The organism is Mesorhizobium montanum, from assembly GCF_033977145.1.
Classification (GTDB): domain Bacteria; phylum Pseudomonadota; class Alphaproteobacteria; order Rhizobiales; family Rhizobiaceae; genus Mesorhizobium; species Mesorhizobium montanum.
In genome coordinates this window covers 153,616-176,644 of sequence record NZ_JAVIJF010000008.1, presented here as the reverse complement: position 1 = coordinate 176,644, position 23,029 = coordinate 153,616, and the positions used below count along the sequence as shown (strand labels likewise).

The window sequence follows — 23,029 nt, the reverse complement described above, 5'->3', positions numbered from 1 at the left end:
GCGAATATTCGAGGCAGATCAGCCTCCTTGTCGAAGCTGAACCGCTGCCGGCGAGGCAAGCAACCTTTTGGCCGGTGGAAAATCGATTTTCCGATACTTTTCCTAAACGCTTTGCTGCCAGTCTGGCCGAAAATACAGACATCAGAACAGAGGCATGATGCAAACGACGTTTGGCACCGGTCAGCCAGGTAAGGAAAACACCGATCTGGCGTTCACCGATGCGCTGACCGGGCTTGGCAACCATCGCCGTTTCTTCGACAAGGTCGATCGCCTGATCAGCGACCGCGCCGACGATCCCGCGCCCTTCACCGTCGGCATCCTCGACCTCGACGGCTTCAAGCCGATCAACGACCTGTTCGGCCACAAGGCCGGCGACGACATCCTGATCCAGGTGGCAATGCGGCTGCGCGCCTCGATGGACAATTATTCCACGGTATGCCGTATCGGCGCCGACGAGTTCGCCTTCCTCTATCCGATGGTGTTCTCGGAGGAGCAGGCGGCCGAGACGTCGCGCATGCTGATCGAGATATTGTCGGCGCCCTATGATGTCGGCGAGCGCACCGCCAGGCTTTCGGCCTCGGTCGGTTGCTCGTTGTTCTACTCCGGCGACGAGACCACCGAGATCCTGATCAACAAGGCCGAGACCGCGCTCTATCACGCCAAGCGCTCGGGCCGCGGCCGCGTCGTCGTCTACACCCGCGAGATGGAGGAGGCGGCCAAGCGCGTCACCCGCATCGAGCAGGCGCTGCGGCGCGCCGTCTCGGCCGGCGAGGTCGAGCCGCATTTCCAGCCCATCGTCGACCTCAACAGCCGCCGCACCATCGGCTTCGAGACCCTGGCGCGCTGGACCGACCGCGACCTCGGCGTCGTACCGCCATCCGTCTTCATCCCGATCGCCGAGGAACGCGGCATCATCGGTCCGCTGTCGCAGCTGGTGCTGCGCAAGGCGACCGAAGCGGCGCGCAGCTGGCCGAAGGAATTGTTCCTGTCCTTCAACCTGTCGCCGTCTCAGCTCGTCGACCAGAACACCGGCCTGCACATCCTGGCCATCCTCGACCGCACCGGCTTCGATCCGCGCCGGCTGGAGATCGAGATCACCGAGACCGGCCTGATGAACGATCCGGCCTCGGCCCAGAAGATCGTCGAGGACCTGCGCCGCGTCGGCATCCGCGTCTCGCTCGACGATTTCGGCACCGGCCAGTCGTCGCTCGGCCGCCTGCGCGAATTCCATTTCGACAAGCTCAAGATCGACCGCGCCTTCGTCTCCTCCATCCTCGACGACCGGCCATCGGAACATATCATCCGCGCCATCCTCGCCATGTGCGAGGGGCTCGGCATGGATGTCGTCGCCGAAGGCATCGAGGACGAGGCGCAGGCCGACCGTCTCGTCCAGTTCGGCTGCGCCGGCGGGCAGGGCTATCTGTTCGGCAAGCCGGCCGATGCCGACGCCACGCTCGGCTATCTGCGCGATTCCTATCGCGGCGCGCTGCACGCCAAGGCGATCTGACCGGGGCGGCTGCGCCGTTTAAGCGGCGCGCCGATCATTTGTCTGACATTTGGCGGCAGATCCGACGTTTCTCCTTGCTCCCGCGCTTTGTCTGGCTAGGATGCGCGCCGGCCAAAGGGAGATGGAAATCATGATGCCATCGGCGCGTTTCGCCGACCTCGACGGCGCCTCGGTGCTAATCACCGGCGGCGGTTCCGGCATCGGCGCGGCGCTGACCGAAGGTTTTATGCGGCAGGGCGCCAAGGTCGCTTTCATCGACATAGCCGACAAGTCCAGCACGGCCCTGGCCGACCGGCTGGAAAAGGAGCTTGACCGCCGCCCGCTCTATCTTAGGGCCGACCTGCGCGACGTCGAGGCGCTGCGCGCCGCCGCGGCAAAAGCGGCTGAAGCGCATGGCGATGTCACGACGCTGGTCAACAACGCCGCGCTCGACGACGGCCACGCGGTGGAAGACGTCACGGTCGAGTTCTGGGACAACAGCCTCGCCATCAACCTGCGGCCGCATTTCTTCACCGCGCAGGCGGTGGCGCCCGGCATGAAGCGCGCCGGCGGCGGCTCGATCATCAACTTCACCTCCACCTCCTATCTGATCAACCACCCTGACATGCCGGCTTACACCGCGGCCAAGGCAGGCATACTCGGCCTGACCAAGGGCCTTGCCGGCAAGCTCGGCGCCGACCGCATCCGCGTCAACGCGGTGGCGCCAGGCTGGGTCATCACCGAACGACAACGCGAGCTCTGGGTCACCGATGAGGGGCTCGCCGCCCATGTCGCCAAGCAGTGCATCAAGGACGTCATGCAGCCCGACGACATGGTGGGCACGGTGCTGTTCCTGGCATCGGATGCCTCGCGCATGCTGACGGCCCAGATGCTGATCGTCGACGGAGGCTTCCTGTGAGCTCGGCACCCGCGATTGCCGCGCTCGACTGGGGCACGACGCGGCTCCGGGCCTGGCTGATCGACAGCTCGGGCAAGGTGCTTGCCGAGCGGCGCGGCGACGACGGGCTGATCACCGCCCGTGAAAAAGGCTTTGCCAAGGTGCTGGAAGGCCACCTTGCCGCCATGGGCGCGCCTGAAACGCTGCCGGTCATCATTTGCGGCATGGCTGGTTCCCGGCAAGGCTGGATCGAGGCGCCTTACGTCACCGTGCCGGCGCCGATCGGCGCCATTTTGCGCGGTGCCGCCCGCATCGAGGGCCAGAGCCGCGACATCCGCATCGTGCCCGGCCTTGCCCAGCGCCTGACCGACGCGCCCGATGTCATGCGCGGCGAGGAAACCCAGCTTGCCGGCGCCGGTTTGCCGGCAAAGGGGCGCCACCTCGTCTGCATGCCGGGCACGCATTCGAAATGGGTCGCGGCCGAGGACGGCGCGGTCGTAGGCTTCGGCACCTGGCCGACCGGCGAGCTCTACTCGGTGCTCGCCGCGCATTCGATCTTGAAACATTCGCTGGGCGAGCATCCTGCGCCGGTTGCCGCGGACAGCCCGTTCTTCCGCCAATGGTGCGAGCGGGCATTGGGCGAGGGCGGCGACGTCACCTCGAAGCTGTTCGCCATCCGCGCCGCCGGGCTCTTGCAGGGTCTGCAGCCCAACGATGCGGCGGCATGCCTGTCAGGACTTTTGATCGGCGGCGAGATAGCCTCGGCAAGGCGCCGCTATGGCGCCAGCGATGCGCCGGTGGCGCTGATCGCGTCCGGCGCGCTGGCCACGCTTTACGGGGCGGCGCTCGACCTTGCCGGCCTTGCCTTTCGCACCGTGGACGCCGATGAAGCGGTGCGCGCCGGCCTTGTCGAGGCGGCGCGCGAGAACGGCATGATAGGAGACGCCCCATGACCCAGACCGCGGCGACCCAGACGGCAGCGATCCAGACCGCGGCGTTTCCGAAGCTCAAGCGCGGCCTTGTCGCCATCCTGCGCGGCTTGAAGCCTTCCGAGGCGGTGGCGATCGGCCGGGCGATCCATGATGCCGGCATCGAGGCGATCGAGGTGCCGCTCAATTCGCCGGAGCCGTTCCTCTCCATCGCCGATCTGGTCAAGGCGCTTCCGCAAACGGCGCTGATTGGCGCCGGCACGGTGCTGACGGGGGCGGATGTCGACGCCTTGCACAAGGCCGGCGGGCGCCTGCTGGTCAGCCCCAACATCGATGCCGAGGTCATGGGCCGCGCCAAGCACCACCGCATGGTGACCATGCCCGGCGTGTTCACGCCCACCGAGGCCTTCCAGGCGATCCGGCTCGGCGCCTCCGCCCTCAAGTTTTTCCCGGCAAGCGTGCTTGGATCGAGCGGCATCGCGGCCATTCGCGCCGTGCTGCCGGCGACGACGCTGATCGGCGCCGTCGGCGGCGTTTCCGACAAGGACTTTGCCGGCTACAAGGCGGTCGGCGTCAGCGTCTTCGGGCTTGGGTCGAGCCTCTATAAGCCAGGCGCCAGTGTGGAGGATGTGGCGCAGCGCGCCCGCGCCGCGGTCGCGGCCTGGGACCAAGCCTTCGGAGTAGCATGATGGACGGCGTTTCGATCTTCAGCGACCATATCTGCGAGCTCGGCGAAGGTCCGAGCTACGATCCCGCCACAGACACGCTGTTCTGGTTCGACATTGTCAACGGCAAGCTTCTGGAAAAGCCGCTCGCCGGTGCCCTGAAAATTCATGATCTCGGCCTGATGGCCAGCGCCATCGCCGTCATCGACGCCGATCGCCAACTCATCGCCACCGAGATCGGCTTGCAGGTCAGGGACGTGAAGACCGGCAAGCTGACGCTGCACACGCCGATCGAGGCCGACAATCCGCTCACGCGCTCCAACGATTCCCGCGTCCATCCCTGCGGCGCCTTCTGGACTGGAACGATGGGCAAGGCCGAGGGCAAGGGCGCCGGCTCGATCTACTGGTTCTTCAAGGGCGAGCTGCGCCGGCTGTTTTCCGACATCACCGTTTCCAATTCGATCTGCTTTTCCGAGGATGGGACGATCGCCTACTACACCGATACCTCGACCGGGCTTCTGATGCGCGTCGCCTGCGATCCGGCGACCGGCCTGCCGGAAGGCGAGCCAAAGGTGTTCGTCGACCATCGCTCCTCGAAAGGCTATGTCGACGGCTCGGTCGTCGACCGCGACGGCGTGCTGTGGAATGCCGTCTGGGGCGGCAGGGCGGTGAAGGCCTATGCGCCGGACGGCACGCTGCTGCGCGAGATCGCGATGCCGGTCACGCAGGCTTCTTGCCCGGCCTTCGTCGGCCAGAAGGCCGACCGCATCGCGGTGACATCGGCCTGGAAGGGCAAGGATGAGAAGCAGCGCGCTCTCGATCCGCAGGCCGGCATGACCTTCCTGCTCGATATCCCGGTCAAAGGCCGCTTCGAGCCGCGTGTGCTGATCGCCTGATCGCTGGGGTTCAGGCAATTCCGGACGGAAGCTTACGGCGAAGCCACCGGGCCCAACCGCGGCGCACTCTGGAGTTGCTCCGACTGTCGCGCAACCGCCCCGGCCCGGTCGGTTTCCCGCAAGCCCATCGCTCCGGCCATGCGATGGTAAGCGCCTGATTTCGCCCGGAGCATTCGATGCCGCAGCCGACGCTGATCCTTGTCTATGAGCCGGAAAAGGCCTGCTTTGATCGGCTTGTCGCCGACGGGTTCCCGGCGGAGCGCGCCGCCGAGATTTCGTCCTATCTGGCGCAGTCGACCGATCTGGCGCCTGAGTTTGGTATGCTGGCGGTCGCCAGCGAGAAGCGCGGCGTCGCCTTCATGGCTGTCGAGCTCGACAATGCGGCGCCGGTGCTGGCGAAAGCCGATCCGGACACGACGCTGGTTTGGACGCTGACCGACGGCATCGCCTATTTCCGCGGCGGCGCAGCACCCGCGATGGCGCGGCTGAACGGGTTGCGCACGGTCGGCGCCGATGATGCGCTGTTCGCGCTCTGCCAGGACAAGTTCCGCTCCGGCGCGGTCCTCGGTGCGCTCGGCCTGCCGGTGCCGCCGGCCGGTTTTGCGCGCGATGGCGAATGGCTGGTCGAGCCGCCGGCCTCGTCCGCCGGCTGGTTCGTCAAGCCGAACCGGCTTGGCGCCAAGATCGGCATCTGGCCGGATTCGCGTATCACCGAACTCGGCCACGCGCTGGAACTTAGCCGGCGTGTCTTTTCCCACTATCGCGACGATGTCGTCGTCCAGCCCTATGTCGCCGGCCGCAATGTGCGGGCGAGCTTCCTCGGCCTGAAGAAGGAAACCGGCGTCGAGGCGCTCGGTATTTTCTTCGTCGATTCCGGCGGCGATTTCCAGACCATGGCCGACTCGATGGCGCTCTATGGCGAAACCGGCCAGGCCGCGAAGGACGCCGGAACCTACGCCGAGCCGGAACTCGAGCCTGTCGGCTCGAGCCAGCCGGCCGCGGACCGGAAAATCCGCGCCATTGCGCAAAGGCTGATCGGCGGCCTTGGCTTGCGGGACGTCTTTTCCATCGATTTCCGGGTCGAGGCCGACGATACCGTCCACCTCATCGAGTTCGAAGTCTGTCCGGGCCTGCCTTGCTTCGATTTTCGCGACTATTGCCGCAGGCAATGGGGCATGAGCCTTGCCGACGCGATGGCCGAGACGGCGGCCAATAGGTTGACGTCGTGACCTTCATGATTGGCTGAGACCTGACGACTTCGTCATTCCAGGGCGGAGCAAGGAGCGAAGCGACGCGCGCAGACCCTGGAATCCATGCCGTTACCTCTATCTTAGGATCCAGCGGAGCAGAATTCTGCATCGCGGCAGCGCTCATGCGTCACGGCATGGATCCCTGGGTCTGCGCGGTACGCTTCGCTTCCCGCTCCGCCCAAGAATGACGAAGCGATGGGCGTTTCGGCTAATCTCCAACGTGCCAACGCAGCAACAGCCGATCTGCCAATTCCTGCCCGCGACGAACTAAACGCCCTCGACCAGCACGATCTCGCCGTCGGCCACTTTCTGGCGGATGGCGACGGCACGCTGGTATTCCGGCGAGTGGTAGCAGTCATGCGCCGCCGCAAACGACTCGAACTCGATGATGACGTTGCGGGCGCGTCCAGGCCCTTCGGCCTTTTCATGCTCGCCGCCACGCGCCAGGAACTTCACGCCGAAGCGGTCGAAGGCGAGCTTCGCGGCGGCGACATAGTCCTTGTAGCCCTCCGGATCGCGCACATCGACACGAGCGATCCAATATCCCTTTGGCATTCGTCTTCTCCTGTTTGTGCCCAGCGAGGACCGGTTCTGAAAGTAGAGTTTCAGAACTGGTCCTCAGGCCGATTGCATTTCGGCGAGTATCGCCGCTGCCGCGGCGCGGCGGTCCGGCGCCGCGACGATCGGCCGGCCGACGACGAGGTGGCTCGAGCCGTTGCGAATTGCCTGCGCCGGCGTCACCACGCGTTTCTGGTCGCCATGGTCGCTGCCTGATGGCCGGATGCCCGGCGCCACCACCGCCATGTCGGGGCCGACGATCCGGCGCACCGCTTCAGCCTCCTCCGCCGAGCAGACGATGCCGCCCATGCCGGCATGCAGTGCCTGCTCGGAGCGCCTGAGCACCAGCGTGTGCGGGTCGTATTCATAGCCGGCGTCGATCATGTCCTGCTCGTCCATCGACGTCAGCACCGTCACCCCGAGCAGGCACAGATCGCTGCCCTTGGCCGCCTCGACCGCTGCTTTCATGGCCTTGGGATAGGCATGCAGCGTCAGCATCGTCATGCCCATCCTGACGATGTTCTCGACGCCCTTGGCCACCGTGTTGTCGATGTCGAGCAGCTTCATGTCGAGGAACACCTTGGTGCCGCCGCCGGCAAGTTCGCGCGCGAAATCCAGCCCGCCGGCGAAGGCGAGCTGATAGCCGATCTTGTAGAAGGAAACGCTGCCTTCGAGCTCGCGCACCGCCTTCTCGGCTTCCCTCAGCGTCGGCAGGTCGAGCCCGACGATCAGCCGGTCGCGCATGGTGTCGGCCTCCGCGAAATGCATCACGCCTCGATCCGGGTGGACATCATGCGCGAGGTTTCGATCAGTGTGCGGCATAGGCGCTCCATCGATTGGTGTAGTCTGGCGTCCCTGAATTGTCCGTCCTCGGCGAAAGCTTCGTCGGCACCGGCAATCGAGCATTCCGGCGTGATCACCTCCATCTGGCAGCGCACCAGCACCGCGCGCAGATGGTTGATGCAGCGTATGCCGGCGAACTTGCCCTCGGAAGAGGAGCAGAGGCCCACGGGCTTGCCGTAAAGCGGCCTGAAGGAACGGCTGCCGTCACGCCGGTTTCGGCTCACCCAGTCGATCGAGTTTTTCAAGAGCGGCGGGATCGAGCCGTTATATTCCGGCGTCGCGATCAGCAAGCCATCATGCGCCGCGATCTGACGGCCGAGCTTGACGGCGTTCTCGGGGATGCCTTTTTCCTTTTCCAGGTCTTCGTCCATGATCGGCAGCGGATAGTCGCCGAGCGAGATGCGCGTCACCTCCGCGCCCTGCATGGCGAGTTCTTTCTGCGCGACGTCGGCGGTCCGGCCGCTGAAAGCGCCGGTCCGGACCGAGCCCGCGAAGACGAGGATTCTTGGGATCACTGCCATTGGCCACCCTTGCACCCGGACAGGTATAGCCAGAGGCCATCCAAATCAACGGCTGGATGAGGAAACAGGGAATAGGCAGTAGGGGGTAGGCAGTAGGCAGTAGGCAGTAGGGGAATGAGCGGCTCGATTTCCTACTGCCTACTGCCTACTGCCTACTGCCTACTCCCTACTCATCTAATGCGCCTTGCGCCGATAGATCCAAAGCTGCGTCGGCGGGATGTTGCGGATGATGAAATCGAAATGTTCGACCGTGTAGTCGCCGCGCCCGGCCGGGATCGGCGATAGCGGGCCGTAAGTCAGCTGCACGATCGGCCGTCCATGCGGAATGCGGTCGAGCAGGCTTTCGATATAGGCGATGCGCTGGGCGACCGGGAAATTGAGCAGCGGCACGCCGGAGACGACCGAATCGAACACCATGCCGCTTCGGTCGCCGAGCGTGGCGTTCAGATTGAAGGCGTCGCCCTCGATCACGTTGACGCCGGGATAGAGCCGGCGCAGATGGCGCACGAAGTCGGTGGAATATTCGACCGCATAGAGGTTTTCGGGCTTCACGCCCTGGGCAAGGATGGCGCGGGTGATGACGCCGGTGCCGGGCCCGACTTCCAATACCGGCAGGCCCGATCTCGGATTGACGATCGAAGCCATCTTGCGGGCGGTGATGGAACTTGTCGGAACGATCGAACCGACCGCTTTCGGCTTGTCGATCCAGCCTTTGAAGAACTTCAGCTCGTCGTCGAACTTTTCCGCCAGCGCTTTGCGCAACCCGGGACTACGTGCCATGCGAGCTCTCCTCAACGCTCCCCGACCCGCTACTTAGCAGGTAGGTGGGACAAGGCAAGGCGTCAATCTGGCATAAGGTGTTGATGACGCTTGGGAAGTGCGCCAGCGGGCGCTGCCAGCCAATGCTCTTTGTTCAACAGGCGGCGGGATCAGCCCTCGCCGAACGACTCGAAAAAGTCCTTCATGCGCGCGAAAAAGCCGCTCGACTGGGGCGAGTTGTCCTTCGAGGACAGCTGCTCGAACTCTTCCAGCAGCTCGCGCTGCCGGCGCGTCAGGTTCTGCGGCGTCTCGACCGCCGTCTGGATATAGAGGTCGCCGACATTGGGCTGGCGCAGCACCGGCATGCCCTTGCCCTTGAGGCGGAACTGGCGGCCGTTCTGCGTGCCTTCCGTCACCTTGACCTTGGTCTGGGTGCCGTCGAGCGTGGCGACCTCGAAGGAGCCGCCAAGGGCTGCCGTCGTCATCGAGATCGGCACTTTGCAATAGAGATCGGCGCCGTCGCGCTGGAAGAATTCATGCGGCTTCACCGCCAGGAAGATGTAGAGGTCGCCGGACGGTCCGCCGCGCAGGCCGGCCTCGCCCTCATTGGCAAGCCGGATGCGGGTGCCGTCCTCGATGCCGGCCGGAATGTTGACCGACAGCGAGCGCTCCTCGGTGACGCGACCCTGTCCGGCGCATTTCGGGCAAGGGTCCTTGATCGTCTGGCCGCGGCCCTGGCATTGCGGGCAGGTGCGCTCGATCGAGAAGAAGCCCTGCGTTGCGCGCACCTTGCCGTGGCCGTGGCACATCGAGCAGGTCGCCGGCTGCGTTCCGGGTTTGGCGCCGCTGCCGGAGCATTCCGAGCATGAGATCGAGGCCGGCACGCGGATCTGCGCCGTCTTGCCGGAGAACGCTTCTTCCAGCGTGATTTCCATGTTGTAGCGCAAGTCGGCGCCGCGTTCGCGGCCGCCGGAAGAACGGCGCTGCCGGCCGCCCATCATGTCGCCGAAAATATCCTCGAAGATATCGGCGAAACCGCCGGCGCCAAAGCCGTGCGCGGCGCCGTTCATGCCGCCCTGCTCGAAGGCGGCGTGGCCGAAGCGGTCATAGGCGGCGCGCTTCTGCGGATCCTTCAGCGTCTCGTAGGCTTCGTTGATTTCCTTGAACTTGTGCTCGCAGGCACCGTCGCCGGGGTTGCGGTCGGGATGGAACTGCATGGCGAGCTTGCGGAAAGCGCTCTTGAGTTCCTTTTCGTCGGCGCCTTTTTGCACGCCCAGCGTTTCGTAGAAATCAGCTTTCATTTTTTCCCGCTGTCCGGATGCTCAATGTCTTCAAGCATTGTTGGCGACGTTGCCGGCACGTTCTTGGATTTAGGAGCGATGCTTCCCGGATGCTAGTACTAAGCCGGGCTCGCTCCGCGTTTTTCCGTCACTTTTTCGGACAGGCCCGTACTTTTTCAACGAAGGTTGCAAAAAAGCCCGGCTTTGTGCCGGGCTTTTGCACTTATACGCCGCCAGCCGGCTCAGGCCGACTTCTTCTTGTCGTCGTCTTCGTCGATTTCCTCGAAGTCGGCGTCGACCACGTCCGAATCCTTGGCGGCATCCGCCTTGGCGTCGGCTTCGGCCGCTTCCTTCTGCGAGGCCTCGTACATGGCCTGGCCGAGCTTCATCGAAGCTTCGGCAAGCGACTGCGACTTGGCCTCGATATCGGCCGCGTCGTCGCCTTCGGCCGCGGCCTTCAGCGCGGCGATGGCGTCGGCGATCGCGGCGCGGTCAGCCTCCGAGACCTTGTCGCCATACTCTTTGAGCGACTTCTCGGACGAATGCACCAGCGCTTCCGCCTGGTTGCGTGCCTCGACGAGGCCACGGCGCTTCTTGTCCGCCTCGGCATTGGCCTCGGCGTCCTTCACCATCTTCTCGATGTCGGCGTCGGACAGACCGCCCGAAGCCTGGATGCGGATCTGGTGCTCCTTGCCGGTGCCCTTGTCCTTGGCCGAGACGTTGACGATGCCGTTGGCGTCGATGTCGAAGGTGACCTCGATCTGCGGCACGCCGCGCGGCGCCGGCGGGATGCCGACCAGGTCGAACTGGCCGAGCATCTTGTTGTCGGCCGCCATTTCGCGCTCGCCCTGGAAGACGCGGATCGTCACCGCCGACTGACTGTCCTCGGCGGTCGAGAAGGTCTGGCTCTTCTTGGTCGGGATCGTCGTGTTGCGCTCGATCAGCCTGGTGAACACGCCACCCAGCGTCTCGATGCCCAGCGACAGCGGCGTCACGTCGAGCAGCAGGACGTCCTTGACGTCGCCCTGCAGCACGCCGGCCTGGATGGCGGCGCCGAGTGCCACGACCTCATCCGGGTTGACGCCCTTGTGCGGCTCCTTGCCGAAGAACTGCTTCACGATCTCCTGGATCTTGGGCATGCGGGTCATGCCGCCGACCAGAACCACTTCGTCGATCTCGGCGGCCTTCAGGCCGGCATCCTTGAGCGCCGCCTTGCAGGGCTCGATGGTGCGCTGGACGAGGTCGTCGACCAACTGCTCGAACTTGGCCCGGGTCAGCTTCATCGTCAGGTGCTTCGGGCCGCTGGCGTCGGCGGTAATGAAGGGCAGGTTGATCTCGGTCTGCGTCGTCGACGACAGCTCGATCTTGGCCTTTTCCGCGGCTTCCTTGAGGCGCTGCAAGGCAAGCTTGTCGTTCTTCAGGTCGATGCCCTGTTCCTTCTTGAACTCGGCCGCCAGGTACTCGACGAGGCGCATGTCGAAGTCTTCGCCGCCGAGGAAGGTGTCGCCATTGGTCGACTTCACCTCGAACACGCCGTCGCCGATTTCGAGCACCGAAATATCGAAGGTGCCGCCGCCAAGGTCATAGACGGCGATGGTCTTGCCGTCCTTCTTCTCCAGGCCATAGGCGAGTGCCGCGGCCGTCGGCTCGTTGATGATGCGCAACACCTCGAGGCCGGCGATCCTGCCGGCGTCCTTGGTCGCCTGGCGCTGGGCGTCGTTGAAATAGGCCGGAACGGTGATCACCGCCTTCTCGACCTTCTCGCCGAGATAGGCTTCCGCCGTTTCCTTCATCTTCTGCAGGATCATGGCCGAGATCTGGCTGGGCGACTGCTTCTTGCCGCCGGCCTCGACCCACGCGTCGCCGTTGTCGCCCTTGACGATCTTGTAAGGGACAAGCTTCTTGTCCTTCTCCGTCACCGGGTCGTCATAGCGGCGGCCAATCAGGCGCTTGACCGCGAAGATGGTGTTTTCCGGATTGGTGACCGCCTGGCGCTTGGCCGGCTGGCCGACGAGACGTTCGCCGTCATTCGAGATGGCGACGATGGAAGGCGTCGTGCGCGCGCCTTCAGCGTTCTCGATTACCTTGGGGTCCTTACCATCCATGATGGCGATACAGGAATTGGTAGTGCCGAGATCGATACCGATAACTTTTGCCATTGTTCTAGTCTCTCCTCTAAGCAGGCTCTCAGGACCCTGAAAAGGCGTTCCGACGAAAGCCCCTGTTCATAAGAAATCCCGTCCCGGTCCCGCTTTTCGGGGCCGAACGGCTTGGCGCGTATATAAGAACAGCCGACACGGGGCGCAAGCATTCTGCGCAAGCTGTCCATTGTCTCGACTGGAGTCGGGAAGCGACCACCGCCGGTTGCGGCGGGATCGGCGTGAGACGGCGCTATCGCCTTGTTCCGGCTCGTTTTTTCAAAATCGATGCCGCCGGCGACGCGCGGATTTTCCGTCCGGCAGGGGCAAGGTGTGCCCCGGCGGACGTGACTTTCGGTCGCGAAAGAACGGAAAATCAGCGCTGCCGCCCTGGCGACAAGAGTTGAGGAGCGCCCGGCGCTCGAGGAGAATCCCCCTCCCGGACTCGTTCGCCCGGTAGGGGGATTCCGCGCTTAGAGCCCGTTGTCCTTGAGGATCTTGGCGGCATTTTCCTTGGTGATCTTTTCCGTCGGCAGCGTGATGGTCTTTTCGACCTTCTCGCCGTTCAGGAACTTGATTGCCTGGCGCAGACCCTCGGCGCCCGGCGTGACATAGGTGAAGGTCGCCGTCAGTTCGCCCTTGTTCACCATCTGCACGCCTTCGTTGGGCAGGCCGTCGATGCCGATGAACTTGATGTCCTTCTCGCGGCCGACATCCTTGGCGGCGAGATAGGCGCCGTAGGCCATTGGGTCGTTGTGCCCGTAGACGAGATCGATCTTCTCGTTGGTCTTCAGCGCGTTGGCCATGATGTTATAGGCCTGGTCCTGCTTCCAGTCGCCCGACTGCTGGTCGAGCAGGTACTTGATGCCCGGCTCCTTGTCGGTGAATTCATGGAAACCGTCATGGCGGTCATGCGCCGGCTGCGTGCCCATGCCGCCCCAGATCTCGACGACATTACCGGCCGCCTTGCCCTTGCCGCCGAGAAGCTCGACGGCATATTCGCCCGCCGCCCGGCCGATCAGCGCGTTGTCGCCGCCGACGAACTGGGTGTAGTCCTTGGTTTCGACATTGCGGTCGAGCACGAAGACCGGGATCTTGGCGTCGATCGCCTGCTGCACCACGCCAGTGAGACCTGCCGATTCCTTCGGTGACACCAGCAGCGCGTCGACTTCCTGGCGGATCAGGTTCTCGACATCGGCGACCTGCTTTTCGGTCTTGTCCTCGCCATCGGTGATGATCAGCTCGACTTCGGGGTGCTTGGCGGCTTCCGCGATGATGTCCTTGTTGAACTGGGCGCGCCAGGGTTCGATGGTCGTCACCTGCGAGAAGCCGATCTTCCACTTCTTGTTCTGGGCAAAGGCATGGTTGCCGGAAAAGAGCGCGGTGGTCGTCAGAAGTGCCGCCGCGAAGGTGGCGAGCTTCAGCATATCACGTCGTTTCATGGTCCTGTTTCCTCCGGATTATAGAGACGAGGTCTCCTGTGACGGCCGCTTGGCTGCGGCCGTTTCCTTTTGCGCCGTCCGTCCGCCGGGCAGGCGCAGATAGCTTAGAAGGTCGCCGGCGTTGCGCTCCTGCACGAGCACGGTGCCGATGATGATCGCCCCCTTCAGCACCAGCTGAAGGTTCGAATTGATGTTGTGCAGCTGCAGGATGTTGGAGAGCAGCCCGAAGATCAGCACGCCGCAGAAGGTGCCGATCAGGCTGCCGCGCCCGCCCATCAGGCTGGTGCCGCCGATGACCACGGCGGCGATGGCGTCGAGCTCCAGCCCGGCGCCGGCATCCGGCTTGCCCTGCCGGTATTGCGCCACGTAGAGCACCGCCGCGATGCCGGCGAGCAGGCCCGACACGGCATAGGTGACGATCTTGACGCGCCCGGCGGCGATGCCCGAAAGCCGTGCCGCCTCCTCATTGCCGCCGATCGCATAGACATAGCGGCCGAAGGGCGTGAAGCGCAGCACCGCGCCGTAGATCACGATCGCGCCGAGGAAGAACAGGCCGGGCATCGGCACGATGCCGAACACCAGCGAGCGCAGGACCTCGAATTCGGCGGTGGCGTTGGAGCCGGTATAGACCGGCAGCACGGCGTTGTTCTGGCCGGCCGTCAGCCTGGCGATGCCAAGCGCCGTCACCATCATCGCAAGCGTGACGATGAACGGCTGCAACCGCCCGGCGACGATGATGAAGCCGTTGATGGTGCCGAACAAAAGGCCGACGCAGGGCGCCGCCAGAAGCACGCCGAGCACGCCGAACTTGGTCTCGACCTGCGGCAGCAGGTACCACAGCGAGAGGCAGCACAGGATCACGCCGACGACGCCCGGAATGACCAGTCCGCGCGCCTTGTCCAGCCGCACGTCGCGGCCGGCTTCCGCGCCGGCGCGGGACTTCTCGATGTTGAGCAGGATGAAGCGCGTGGCGAGGGCGCCGAGGCACAGAGCGACCAGCGCGACCGTCGGCACGCCGAGCGCCGCAGACGGCGTGAAGCCTGGCACGGTCAAAAGCATGGCGCAGACGACCGAGCAGATCGCCATCAGCGAGCCGACGGAAAGATCGATGCCGCCGGTCAGGATCACCGCGGTCATCCCGGTGGCGATCAGGCCGGTGGTCGACACTTGGCGCAGCACGTCGAGCAGATTGCCGTAGGACAGAAAGATGTTGTTGCCCTTGGAGCTGATCGGCGATCCGAACACGCCGATCAGGAAGATGGCGATCAGCCCCCAGTAAAGCTTGGTTCGGGAGAGAAGGCTGATGAGGTTCATGCGGCAGGTCTCGCTGAGCGTCTTGGCGCGGCAAGCCGCATGATCGCCTCCTCGCTGGCTTCCGCGCGGGAAAGAATTCCGCGCTGGCGGCCCTCCGCCATGACCAGGATGCGGTCGGCGAGATGCAGAAGCTCGGGCAGTTCGGAGCTGATCACGGCAATCGCCAGCCCGTCGCCTGCCAGCTTGAAGATCAGGTCGTAGATTTCGCGCTTGGCGCCGACATCGATGCCGCGCGTCGGCTCGTCGAGCAGAAGCACGCGCGGCCGCGTCGCGAGCCACTTGCCGATCACCACCTTCTGCTGGTTGCCGCCGGACAGCGTGCCGGCCGCCTGCTCGATGCTTTCGCAGCGTATGCCGAGCGCGCTCACCGCCTCTCGCGCCAGGCCCTGCTCGCCCGAGCGCGAGCGCAGCCCGAAGCGCGCCAACGCGCCGACCAGCGGCAAGGCGACATTGTCGGTGATCGAGGCCTTGAGATGCAGGCCCTGCGTCTTGCGGTCTTCGGTCACCAAAGCGATGCCGAGCCGGCGGGCATCGCGCGGCGAGCCGATGTCGACCGGCGCGCCGTCGAGCCGGATCTCGCCGCCGGTGCGGCCATCGCTGGAGCCGAAGATCGCCTCCAGGATTTCGGTGCGGCCCGAGCCGAGCAGCCCGCCGATGCCGAGGATCTCGCCGGCGGCGAGGTCGAAACCGACGCCATCGATCACCGTGCGCCAGCCATGCCGGTCGGGCTTCGAAAGCGACAGATCCCTGACCGAGAGCGCCACATTGCCGCCGGGGCCGCGTTCGTGGCCGGAGGAAGCCAGAAGGTCGCGCCCGACCATGGCCGAGATGATGGCGTCTTCGTCCAGTCCTGTCATGTCCCGCGTCAGCACATGGCGTCCGTCGCGCAGAACCGTCACCCGGCTCGCCAGATGCATCACCTCGTCGATGCGATGCGAGATGTAGACGATCGCGACGCCGCTTGTCGCGAGCTGGCGGATGATACGGAACAGCCTCTCGCATTCGGCCGGCGAAAGCGCCGAGGTCGGCTCGTCCATGATCAGGATGCGCGCCGACTTCGACAGCGCCTTGGCGATCTCCACCAGTTGCTGCTCGCCCACCCTCAGCGTGCCGACGCGCGCTTCCGGATCGAGCTCGATGCCCAGCCGCTGCAGCAGCGCGCTGGCAGTGCGGCTGCTCGCCTTGCGGTCGACGACCAGCCCGGCGATCAGCTTCTCGCGGCCGAGGAAGATGTTGTCGGCGACGCTGAGCTCGGGGACGAGGTTGAGCTCCTGGTGGATGATGGCGATGCCGGAATCCTCGGCGTCGCGAACGCCGGTAAAATGGACCGGCCGGCCGTCGATGGCGACTCCGCCTTCGTAATCGGTATAGACGCCCGAGAGGATTTTCATCAGCGTCGACTTGCCGGCGCCGTTCTCGCCCATCAGCGCATGCACTTCGCCGCGCCGCAGCTCCAGGCCGACGTCGGACAGCGCCGTGATGCCGCCGAATCGCTTGGAAATACCGGTCGCGCTCAGAACGACGGCCGGACCGTCGGCCGCCACATTCCCCGTCGTGATGGGCCCTGTCGTGTTGGGGTCAGCGCGCTGCATGACAAAAGACGGCCTCCCTCCGTCGTCGTCGACTGCTCGAACGCTAATCGAAACGTTTCGAATGTGTCAAGCGCATATCTGGTAACCGAGGATTGATGCATTTCAATTCTTGCGAGAAACGCCGGATTTACGTAGGCTTAGCCAAACAGGGGCGACTAAACGTTTCGAAAATGACAGTACCCGGGCAGAAAAAGCAGCGGAAATCCACGGCGCCGACCATGCTGCACGTAGCGGAGGCGGCGCGCGTGTCGGTGGCCACCGTGTCGGCGCTGATCAACGGCACCGCGACCGTCAGTCCCGAGCTCAGTCAGCGTATCGCGCAGGCGATCCGCGACATCGGCTACAAGCGCAACGCCATTGCCCGCAGCCTGAAGATGGGCACTACGCGGACCATCGGCCTGACCGTGCCACATATCACCAACCCGTTCTTCACCGATGTCGTCTCGGTCATCCAGCAGGCGTTCGACCGCGCCGGCTATGCCGTCATGCTGTGCTGCACGGATGAGGACCTGAACACGCAGGACGAGCAGATCCGCCTGCTGCTCGACCGCATGGTCGACGGGCTGATCGTGGCGCGCGTCGGCGACGGCGGCATTTTGAAGCGCATCGTCGAGGACGCCAATGTGCCGGTGGTGCTGCTCGATCGCCTCTGCGAAGGCGTCGACACCGATGCGGTGGTGCTGGACAACCAGCGCGCCGTGTTCGACGCCATCACCTATCTGGTCCACCTCGGCCACCGGCGTATCGGCTACATCACCGGAACATCCGACATATCCCCCATGCATGGCCGCATGACCGGCTACCGCGAGGCGCTGCAGGCCGCCGGCCTGCCATTCGAGAGCGAGCTGGTTCGTCACGGCAATTTCCACGAGGTCGACGGCTACAACGCGTCGATGCAACTCCTGTCGCTCCACGACCGGCCGACCGCCGTCTTCTCGGCCAACAACCCGATGGTGATCGGCACCATGAAGGCGATCCGCGATATCGGCCTGTCCTGCCCCGAGGACATTTCGGTCGCCTGTTTCGACGATTTTCCGTGGTCGGATGTGTTCGTGCCGCAATTGACCACCGTGGCGCAGCCGGTCCAGGCGATCGGCGAGCAGGCGGCGAACCTTTTGCTCGACCGGCTGGCCGGCAACCGCGACGCGCCGCCACGCAAGCTTGTCCTCAAGGGCCGACTGATGATCCGCAATTCCTGCCGGCCGCTGGGCGCGATCGTGCAGACCGTCAGCGCGTAGGTCCGAACGAGGTCTCGCAGAGCAGTTGCAGCCTGGGGAAAATGTGCTTGCCGCCGGTGATCACCTGGGTGCCCTTGCCGATCACGGTCTTGGGGTCCGCTTTCATCACCGTGCCGCCGGCCTCTTCGACCAGCAGCATGCCGGCGAGACAATCCCAGGCGTTCATGTGCTCCTCGAGATAGCCGAGCAGCCGGCCGGAAGCCGCATAGGCAAGCATCAGCGCGCCCGAGGCATTGCGGTAGAAGACGCCGCCCTCGGCCATGATCAGGGTGATGAGCACGACGACATTCTTAGTCGAGGCGCGGTTGGAAAGCCCGGTGCCGACCGAGCCCTCGGAAAGCGAGGCCGCATTGCTGGCCTTGATCGGCTTACCGTTGACGAAGGCGCCGCCGCCGCGGCGGCCGTAAAACGTCTCGTCGGTCGAGGGCTCATGGGTGACGCCCACGATCGTCTCGCCATCCCTGGCGCAGGCAATCACCACGCACCAAGCGGGAATGCCGCGCACGAAGTTTGCGGTGCCGTCGATCGGGTCGATCACCCAGACATGACCGGTTGTTCCGGTCACGGCCGCGTGCTCCTCGCCGACGATGCCGTCGTCCGGATAGGCTTCGGCGATTGCCGCGCGGATGAACAGCTCGACCTCGCGGTCGCCCTCGGAAACCAGGTCCTGATGGCCCTTGCTCTCGACGGTCAAATTGTCGAGGTCGCGAAAATATTTCAGCGCCAGCTCGCCGGCGCGCCGCGCCAGGTCGATGGCAAAATGCATGCGGTCGTCGAGATCGTCGGTCACGTGAAGGCTCTCGCTGGGGACGGGCGCCCGCCCTTAGCAGAGGAATATGTCAGGCAAAAGCCGTGGTTCGGATCAGGCCGCCTTCGACATCGCTTTATGCACGTCGGCGAGAATCTCGAAGGAACGCACGCGCGCCGCGTGATCGAAGCACTGCGCGGTCACCATCAATTCGTCGGCGCCGGTGCGGCGAATGAAGGCGTCGATGCCCTGGCGCACCGTTTCCGGCGAGCCGACGACGGCGCAGGACAGCGCCTGGGCAAGCATGCTTTTCGCCATCGGGTCGAGATCGCGGTCGTAATTCTCGACCGGCGGCGGCAACTGGCCGGGCCGGCCGCTGCGCAGGTTGACAAAGGCCTGCTGCAACGAGGTGAACAGCAGCTTCGCCTCGGCGTCCGTCGGTGCGGCAAAGACGTTGAGGCCGAGCATGACATAGGGCTTGTCGAGCTCAGCCGAGGGCTGGAAGCGCGTGCGGTAGACCTCCAGCGCTTGGTCTAGCTCGGCCGGCGCGAAATGCGAGGCGAAAGCGTAGGGCAGGCCGAGCAGCGCGGCGAGTTGCGCGCCGTAGAGGCTGGAGCCAAGGATCCAGACCGGAACCGTCTGGCCTTCGCCGGGCACGGCGCGGATGCGCTGGCCTTCTTCTGCCGGCTGGAAATAGCCCATCAGCTCGACCACGTCCTGCGGGAAATTGTCGGCGCTTTCGAGGTTACGGCGCAGCGCCCGCGCCGTCAGCATGTCGGTGCCGGGCGCACGACCAAGGCCGAGGTCGATGCGGCCGGGAAAAAGCGCCGCCAGCGTGCCGAACTGCTCGGCGATCACCAGCGGCGCATGGTTGGGCAACATGATGCCGCCGGCGCCGACGCGGATCGTCTTGGTGCCGCCGGCGACATGCGCGATCACCACGGACGTCGCGGCGCTCGCAATGCCCGGCATGTTGTGATGCTCGGCCAGCCAGTAGCGCGTATAGCCCAGCCGCTCGGCATGGCGGGCAAGATCGAGCGAATTGGCCAGCGACTGCGAAGCGGTGCTGCCTTGCGTGATCGGCGACAGGTCGAGAACCGAAAGGGCCGTCATTGATCAGGTCTCCACGATGTGTTTTCCCGCAGCCTCACCTCGAAGGCGGCGCGGTCGGGAATGACGATGGCGAGCTTGGTGCTCCAGCACGTCGGCGAGCTCGGTGGCCGTCGCGATCTCGCGCTGTTCGCTGGGCCGCCGGCATGATGCGTCGACAGCCGGTTGTTGCGCAGCGCGAAGCGCATCGAGGTCGAAGGTGGCTTTGGCCACGGGGGAGATGGGGGTCATAAGGAAGTCCGGCTTGACCGGTCCGATATAGGCACTGCCCACTGAGGTCGCAAACAATGGCCAAGCCTTGCGATTGGGCCACACGCTAGGATGGTTTGTGATTGTTTTCGGCAGGTTCCTCCTCAACGGCCATGGACTGCTGTGCCGCGAGGAAGTTGCCGACATGGCTCAAGCCGTCGAAGTGGTCGCAGAACACCTTGATGACGACCAGCAGCGGCACCGCCATCAGCGCGCCGACGAAGCCCCACAGCCATGACCAGAAGGCGATGGCGATGAAGATCGCCACCGCGTTGATCTCGAGGCGTCGCCCGACCACCATCGGCGTCACGAACTGGCCTTCGACGATGTCGCACAACATCACGAAGGCCGGCGCCAGCAGCGCAAAGGAGATCGTGTCGAAGCTGATCAGCGCGATGACGGCAACGAGCAGGAAGGTCATCAGCGCGCCGACATAGGGCAGGAAATTGAGCAGCGCCGCCGCCGCGCCCCAGACCAGCGGATTGGGCATGCCTAACCCCCAGAGACCGAGGCCGATCACTGTGCCGAGGCCGGCATTGATGACGGAGACCGTGAGCAGATAGTGCGAAATCTCGCGCTCCACGTCGTAGACGACACGCAGCGCCCGCTTTTTCTGGGTCATGCTGGTGAAGGACTGGACGATCTTCTCGTAAAACAGCGTGCCCGAGGCGAGCAGGAACAGCGACAGCACGAAGACGATGGTGATCGAGGTGCCCGCCTCCAGGATATTGCTGGCGGCCGTGGACAAGATGCCGGACGGCGCCACCGCGACCTTCTGCACGCCAGGCTCCTGCGAGGTCTCGGTCAGCGCTTCCAGCTGATGCGCGAGATCCATCACCCGTTCCAGCGGCCGTCTGAACGGCGCCAGCCGCTCGGTGAGTTGCTGGCCGATCGAATAGCTGTTGTTGATGAGGTCGATGACCGGACCGCTGAGCAGATAGCCGGCACTGACGAAGATGAAGATCGACAGCAGCACCAGCAGCGTCGCCGAAACCACTTCCGGAATGCCACGCTTGCGCAGAAAGCGCACGATCGGCGTCAGCGTCAGTGCCAGCAGGAAGGCGAGGATCACCGGCATGAAGAAGGAGCGGGCGAAATAGAGCGCGGCGATCGTCATCAGAATGAAAATCCCGACCACCAGCGATCGCATCAGGCGCATGTCCGCCCGCGCACCGGCGCGCGGATCGGCGGTCTCGGCTACGCTAGCACCCGAAGCGATCGGTTCGGCTTTCATCGGTTCCCTCGGGCACCGCAACCGGTGCAATCGACGGGGAAACGTGCTTGCCGCGCCAAGGTTCCGTTAGCCGGCGATCATGCAAGGCCCTCGGCGACCGCCGCTCAGACGAGCGGTGCTGCCACTGCTTGTGCCGCCTTTGCCGTCTCCTTGCGCACGATCGGCGCCACCTTGGTGCCGTAGAGCTCGATCGCCTTCATGATCTTGGCGTGCGGCATGGTGCCTATGGCCATCTGCAAGAGGAAGCGGTCGTTGTTGAAGATCTTGTGTTGGGCAACGATCTTTTCCGCCACCTGCTCCGGACTGCCGACGAACAGCGCGCCGTTCGGGCCGCGCGCGTGGTCGAAATGCGCGCGCGAGGTCGGGCCCCAGCCGCGCTCGCGGCCGATGCGGTTCATCACTTCGGCCTGCGGTCCGTAGAAGTCGTCGGCCGCCTGCTCCGTCGTCTCGGCAATGAAGCCATGCACGTTGATGCTGGTGGCAAGCGAAGCCGGATCGGTGCCGGCGCGGCGCGCCGCCTCGCGGTAGACCTCGAACAGCGGCGCGAACCGCGCCGGCTCGCCGCCGATGATGGCAAGCGCCAGCGGCAGGCCGAGCACCCCGGCGCGGGCGGCGGACTGCGGCGTGCCGCCGATGGCGATCCAGATCGGCAGTTTTTCCTGGAATGGACGCGGATAGACGCCGCGGCCGTTGATCGGCGCGCGCAGCTTGCCCTGCCACGTCACTTCCACCTGGTCGCGGATGGCAAGCAGCAGGTCGAGCTTCTCGGCGAAGAGCTCATCATAGTCCTCGAGATTGTAACCGAACAGCGGGAAGGATTCGATGAAGGAGCCACGTCCGGCCATGATCTCCGCGCGGCCGCCGGACAACAGGTCGAGCGTCGCGAACTGCTGGAAGACGCGCACCGGATCGTCGGAGGAGAGCACGGTGACTGCGCTGGTAAGGCGGATGCGTTTGGTCCGCTCGGCCGCGGCAGCCAACGCCACGACCGGCGCTGAAGCCGCGTAGTCGGGGCGGTGATGCTCGCCGAGGCCGAACACGTCGAGGCCGACCTGGTCGGCCAGCTCGATTTCCTCGATGAGGTTGCGCAGCCGCTCATGCGGGCCGATGGCGCCGGGACCGGGCTCCGGGCTGACGTCCGCGAAAGTATAGAGACCGAGTTCCATGTTGCTGTCCTGGGTTGGTTTCGGCGCTAGAAGTAGCGATCGGCCTTGCCGCCCGCCAGTGGCATCGATTGTGAACAGTCCATCGCGATGCCCGGCCGTATCCTTGCGGCAACAGCGCAGATTTTCATGGCTGGCATACCGTTTTGGCGCTTGAACTCTCGGTTTTCGCGCGTATGTAAGCGTCGCGAATTGACTTCAGGGAAGTGGACTTGGCTATCTACAGGGAAAAAGACATTTTCGAGCGGCGCAATGCCGCGAACGAGGCAAAGAAGGCGCTTCTGGAGCGCTTCAAGTCAAAGCCGGCGGCGGACGATCCCGCGGTGCAGGCCAGACAGGCCGAGCGCAAGGCGATCCTCGAGGCTCGCGCTGTCCGTGAGGCCGAAAAGGCTAGGCTGAAGCAGGAAAAGCTGGCACGAGAAGCGGCCGAGAGGGCCGAGCGCGAAGCGATTGCCGAGGCTGCACGGCTTGCGGCGGAAGCGGCGGCGGCCGAAGAGGCCAGGCGCCGCGAGGCCGAGGAAGCCGAGCGCATCGCGGTCAGCCTTGCCGACGAGGCCGCGCGCAAGGCCAAGCGTGATGCACGCTACGCCGCGCGCAAGTCGCGCGTCGGCAGAACGCCTCCGGGCTTCTCCGCTCGCTAGAGCAATTCCAGGAAAACTGCGTTGCGGTTTTCCGTCCGGAATTGCTGGAAAATGATTCAGGGTCGCCCCAAGCGG

At 64.8% G+C, this 23,029-nt stretch carries 22 protein-coding genes; 8 read left to right on the top strand and 14 right to left on the bottom strand.

Translation table 11 applies throughout. The features are described 5' to 3' along the window. The first annotated feature begins 157 nt into the window (after positions 1–157). The 6 genes from RFM68_RS13260 (at position 158) to RFM68_RS13235 (ending at position 6,103) form a co-directional block, all read left to right on the top strand. Positions 158–1,507, top strand: a complete 1,350-nt coding sequence (locus RFM68_RS13260; RefSeq protein WP_320233512.1) for a putative bifunctional diguanylate cyclase/phosphodiesterase — start codon at positions 158–160, stop codon at positions 1,505–1,507. Between the two features lie 130 nt (positions 1,508–1,637). Continuing rightward, a complete protein-coding gene (locus RFM68_RS13255) occupies positions 1,638–2,405 on the top strand; it encodes an SDR family NAD(P)-dependent oxidoreductase (protein WP_320233420.1) in 768 nt (255 codons plus the stop codon). Then, a complete protein-coding gene (locus RFM68_RS13250) occupies positions 2,402–3,337 on the top strand; it encodes a 2-dehydro-3-deoxygalactonokinase (protein WP_320233419.1) in 936 nt (311 codons plus the stop codon). Before RFM68_RS13255 ends, RFM68_RS13250 begins: the two co-directional genes overlap by 4 nt. Further along, entirely contained in the window at positions 3,334–4,002 is a 669-nt protein-coding gene (locus RFM68_RS13245) for a 2-dehydro-3-deoxy-6-phosphogalactonate aldolase (RefSeq protein WP_320233418.1), read from the top strand. Before RFM68_RS13250 ends, RFM68_RS13245 begins: the two co-directional genes overlap by 4 nt. Then, complete coding sequence (locus RFM68_RS13240; protein WP_320233511.1) at positions 4,002–4,874, top strand: SMP-30/gluconolactonase/LRE family protein; 873 nt, start codon at positions 4,002–4,004, stop codon at positions 4,872–4,874. Before RFM68_RS13245 ends, RFM68_RS13240 begins: the two co-directional genes overlap by 1 nt. A gap of 176 nt (positions 4,875–5,050) precedes the next feature. Continuing rightward, a complete protein-coding gene (locus tag RFM68_RS13235; RefSeq protein ID WP_320233417.1) occupies positions 5,051–6,103 on the top strand; it encodes a D-alanine--D-alanine ligase family protein in 1,053 nt (350 codons plus the stop codon). Positions 6,104–6,391: 288 nt separating this feature from the next. Here RFM68_RS13235 and RFM68_RS13230 read toward each other — a convergent pair whose 3' ends face one another. The 9 genes from RFM68_RS13230 to RFM68_RS13190 all read right to left on the bottom strand — a co-directional run bounded on the left by RFM68_RS13230 (position 6,392) and on the right by RFM68_RS13190 (position 16,571). Next, positions 6,392–6,679 (bottom strand): DUF1330 domain-containing protein, encoded by a 288-nt coding sequence (locus RFM68_RS13230; protein WP_320233416.1) that lies wholly within the window; start codon positions 6,677–6,679, stop codon positions 6,392–6,394. Between the two features lie 63 nt (positions 6,680–6,742). Then, positions 6,743–7,450, bottom strand: a complete 708-nt coding sequence (gene pyrF, locus RFM68_RS13225; protein ID WP_320233510.1) for an orotidine-5'-phosphate decarboxylase — start codon at positions 7,448–7,450, stop codon at positions 6,743–6,745. Further along, positions 7,450–8,046, bottom strand: a complete 597-nt coding sequence (locus RFM68_RS13220; protein ID WP_320233415.1) for an NADPH-dependent FMN reductase — start codon at positions 8,044–8,046, stop codon at positions 7,450–7,452. Before RFM68_RS13220 ends, pyrF begins: the two co-directional genes overlap by 1 nt. 174 nt (positions 8,047–8,220) lie before the next feature. After that, complete coding sequence (gene pmtA / locus RFM68_RS13215; RefSeq protein ID WP_320233414.1) at positions 8,221–8,826, bottom strand: phospholipid N-methyltransferase PmtA; 606 nt, start codon at positions 8,824–8,826, stop codon at positions 8,221–8,223. A gap of 149 nt (positions 8,827–8,975) precedes the next feature. Then, positions 8,976–10,106: a molecular chaperone DnaJ gene (gene dnaJ / locus RFM68_RS13210; RefSeq protein WP_320233413.1), complete on the bottom strand. Its 1,131-nt coding sequence runs from the start codon at positions 10,104–10,106 to the stop codon at positions 8,976–8,978. 221 nt (positions 10,107–10,327) lie between these two features. Further along, positions 10,328–12,244 carry a molecular chaperone DnaK gene (dnaK, locus tag RFM68_RS13205; RefSeq protein ID WP_320233412.1) on the bottom strand — a complete coding sequence of 639 codons (1,917 nt, stop codon included), beginning with the start codon at positions 12,242–12,244 and terminating at the stop codon, positions 10,328–10,330. 452 nt (positions 12,245–12,696) lie between these two features. Further along, complete coding sequence (locus tag RFM68_RS13200; protein WP_320233411.1) at positions 12,697–13,665, bottom strand: substrate-binding domain-containing protein; 969 nt, start codon at positions 13,663–13,665, stop codon at positions 12,697–12,699. 18 nt (positions 13,666–13,683) lie between these two features. Further along, positions 13,684–14,979 (bottom strand): ABC transporter permease, encoded by a 1,296-nt coding sequence (locus tag RFM68_RS13195; RefSeq protein WP_320233410.1) that lies wholly within the window; start codon positions 14,977–14,979, stop codon positions 13,684–13,686. Beyond that, positions 14,976–16,571, bottom strand: coding sequence for a sugar ABC transporter ATP-binding protein (locus RFM68_RS13190; protein ID WP_320233409.1), 1,596 nt, complete (start codon positions 16,569–16,571; stop codon positions 14,976–14,978). The genes RFM68_RS13195 and RFM68_RS13190 overlap by 4 nt, the downstream gene beginning before the upstream one ends. A gap of 218 nt (positions 16,572–16,789) precedes the next feature. Here RFM68_RS13190 and RFM68_RS13185 point away from each other — a divergent pair, with 218 nt between their 5' ends. Then, positions 16,790–17,809 (top strand): LacI family DNA-binding transcriptional regulator, encoded by a 1,020-nt coding sequence (locus tag RFM68_RS13185; RefSeq protein WP_320233408.1) that lies wholly within the window; start codon positions 16,790–16,792, stop codon positions 17,807–17,809. On the opposite strand, the gene RFM68_RS13180 is transcribed toward RFM68_RS13185, so the two are convergent. From RFM68_RS13180 to RFM68_RS13160, 5 genes are all read right to left on the bottom strand, one after another. Further along, positions 17,799–18,599 (bottom strand): inositol monophosphatase family protein, encoded by an 801-nt coding sequence (locus tag RFM68_RS13180; protein ID WP_320233407.1) that lies wholly within the window; start codon positions 18,597–18,599, stop codon positions 17,799–17,801. The two genes, RFM68_RS13185 and RFM68_RS13180, sit on opposite strands and share 11 nt — an antisense overlap. 72 nt (positions 18,600–18,671) lie before the next feature. After that, complete coding sequence (locus tag RFM68_RS13175; protein ID WP_320233406.1) at positions 18,672–19,670, bottom strand: LLM class flavin-dependent oxidoreductase; 999 nt, start codon at positions 19,668–19,670, stop codon at positions 18,672–18,674. 3 nt (positions 19,671–19,673) lie between these two features. Further along, on the bottom strand, positions 19,674–19,898 hold the full coding sequence (locus tag RFM68_RS13170) for a hypothetical protein (protein WP_320233405.1): 225 nt from the start codon (positions 19,896–19,898) through the stop codon (positions 19,674–19,676). A gap of 85 nt (positions 19,899–19,983) precedes the next feature. Next, positions 19,984–21,150, bottom strand: a complete 1,167-nt coding sequence (locus RFM68_RS13165; protein ID WP_320233404.1) for an AI-2E family transporter — start codon at positions 21,148–21,150, stop codon at positions 19,984–19,986. Between the two features lie 104 nt (positions 21,151–21,254). Then, the gene (locus RFM68_RS13160) at positions 21,255–22,316 is read right to left on the bottom strand and encodes an LLM class flavin-dependent oxidoreductase (protein WP_320233403.1); all 1,062 of its coding nucleotides are present in this window, start codon (positions 22,314–22,316) and stop codon (positions 21,255–21,257) included. Between the two features lie 209 nt (positions 22,317–22,525). On the opposite strand from RFM68_RS13160, the gene RFM68_RS13155 reads away from it, so the two are divergent. Next, entirely contained in the window at positions 22,526–22,954 is a 429-nt protein-coding gene (locus tag RFM68_RS13155) for a DUF6481 family protein (protein WP_320233402.1), read from the top strand. Positions 22,955–23,029: the final 75 nt, after the last annotated feature.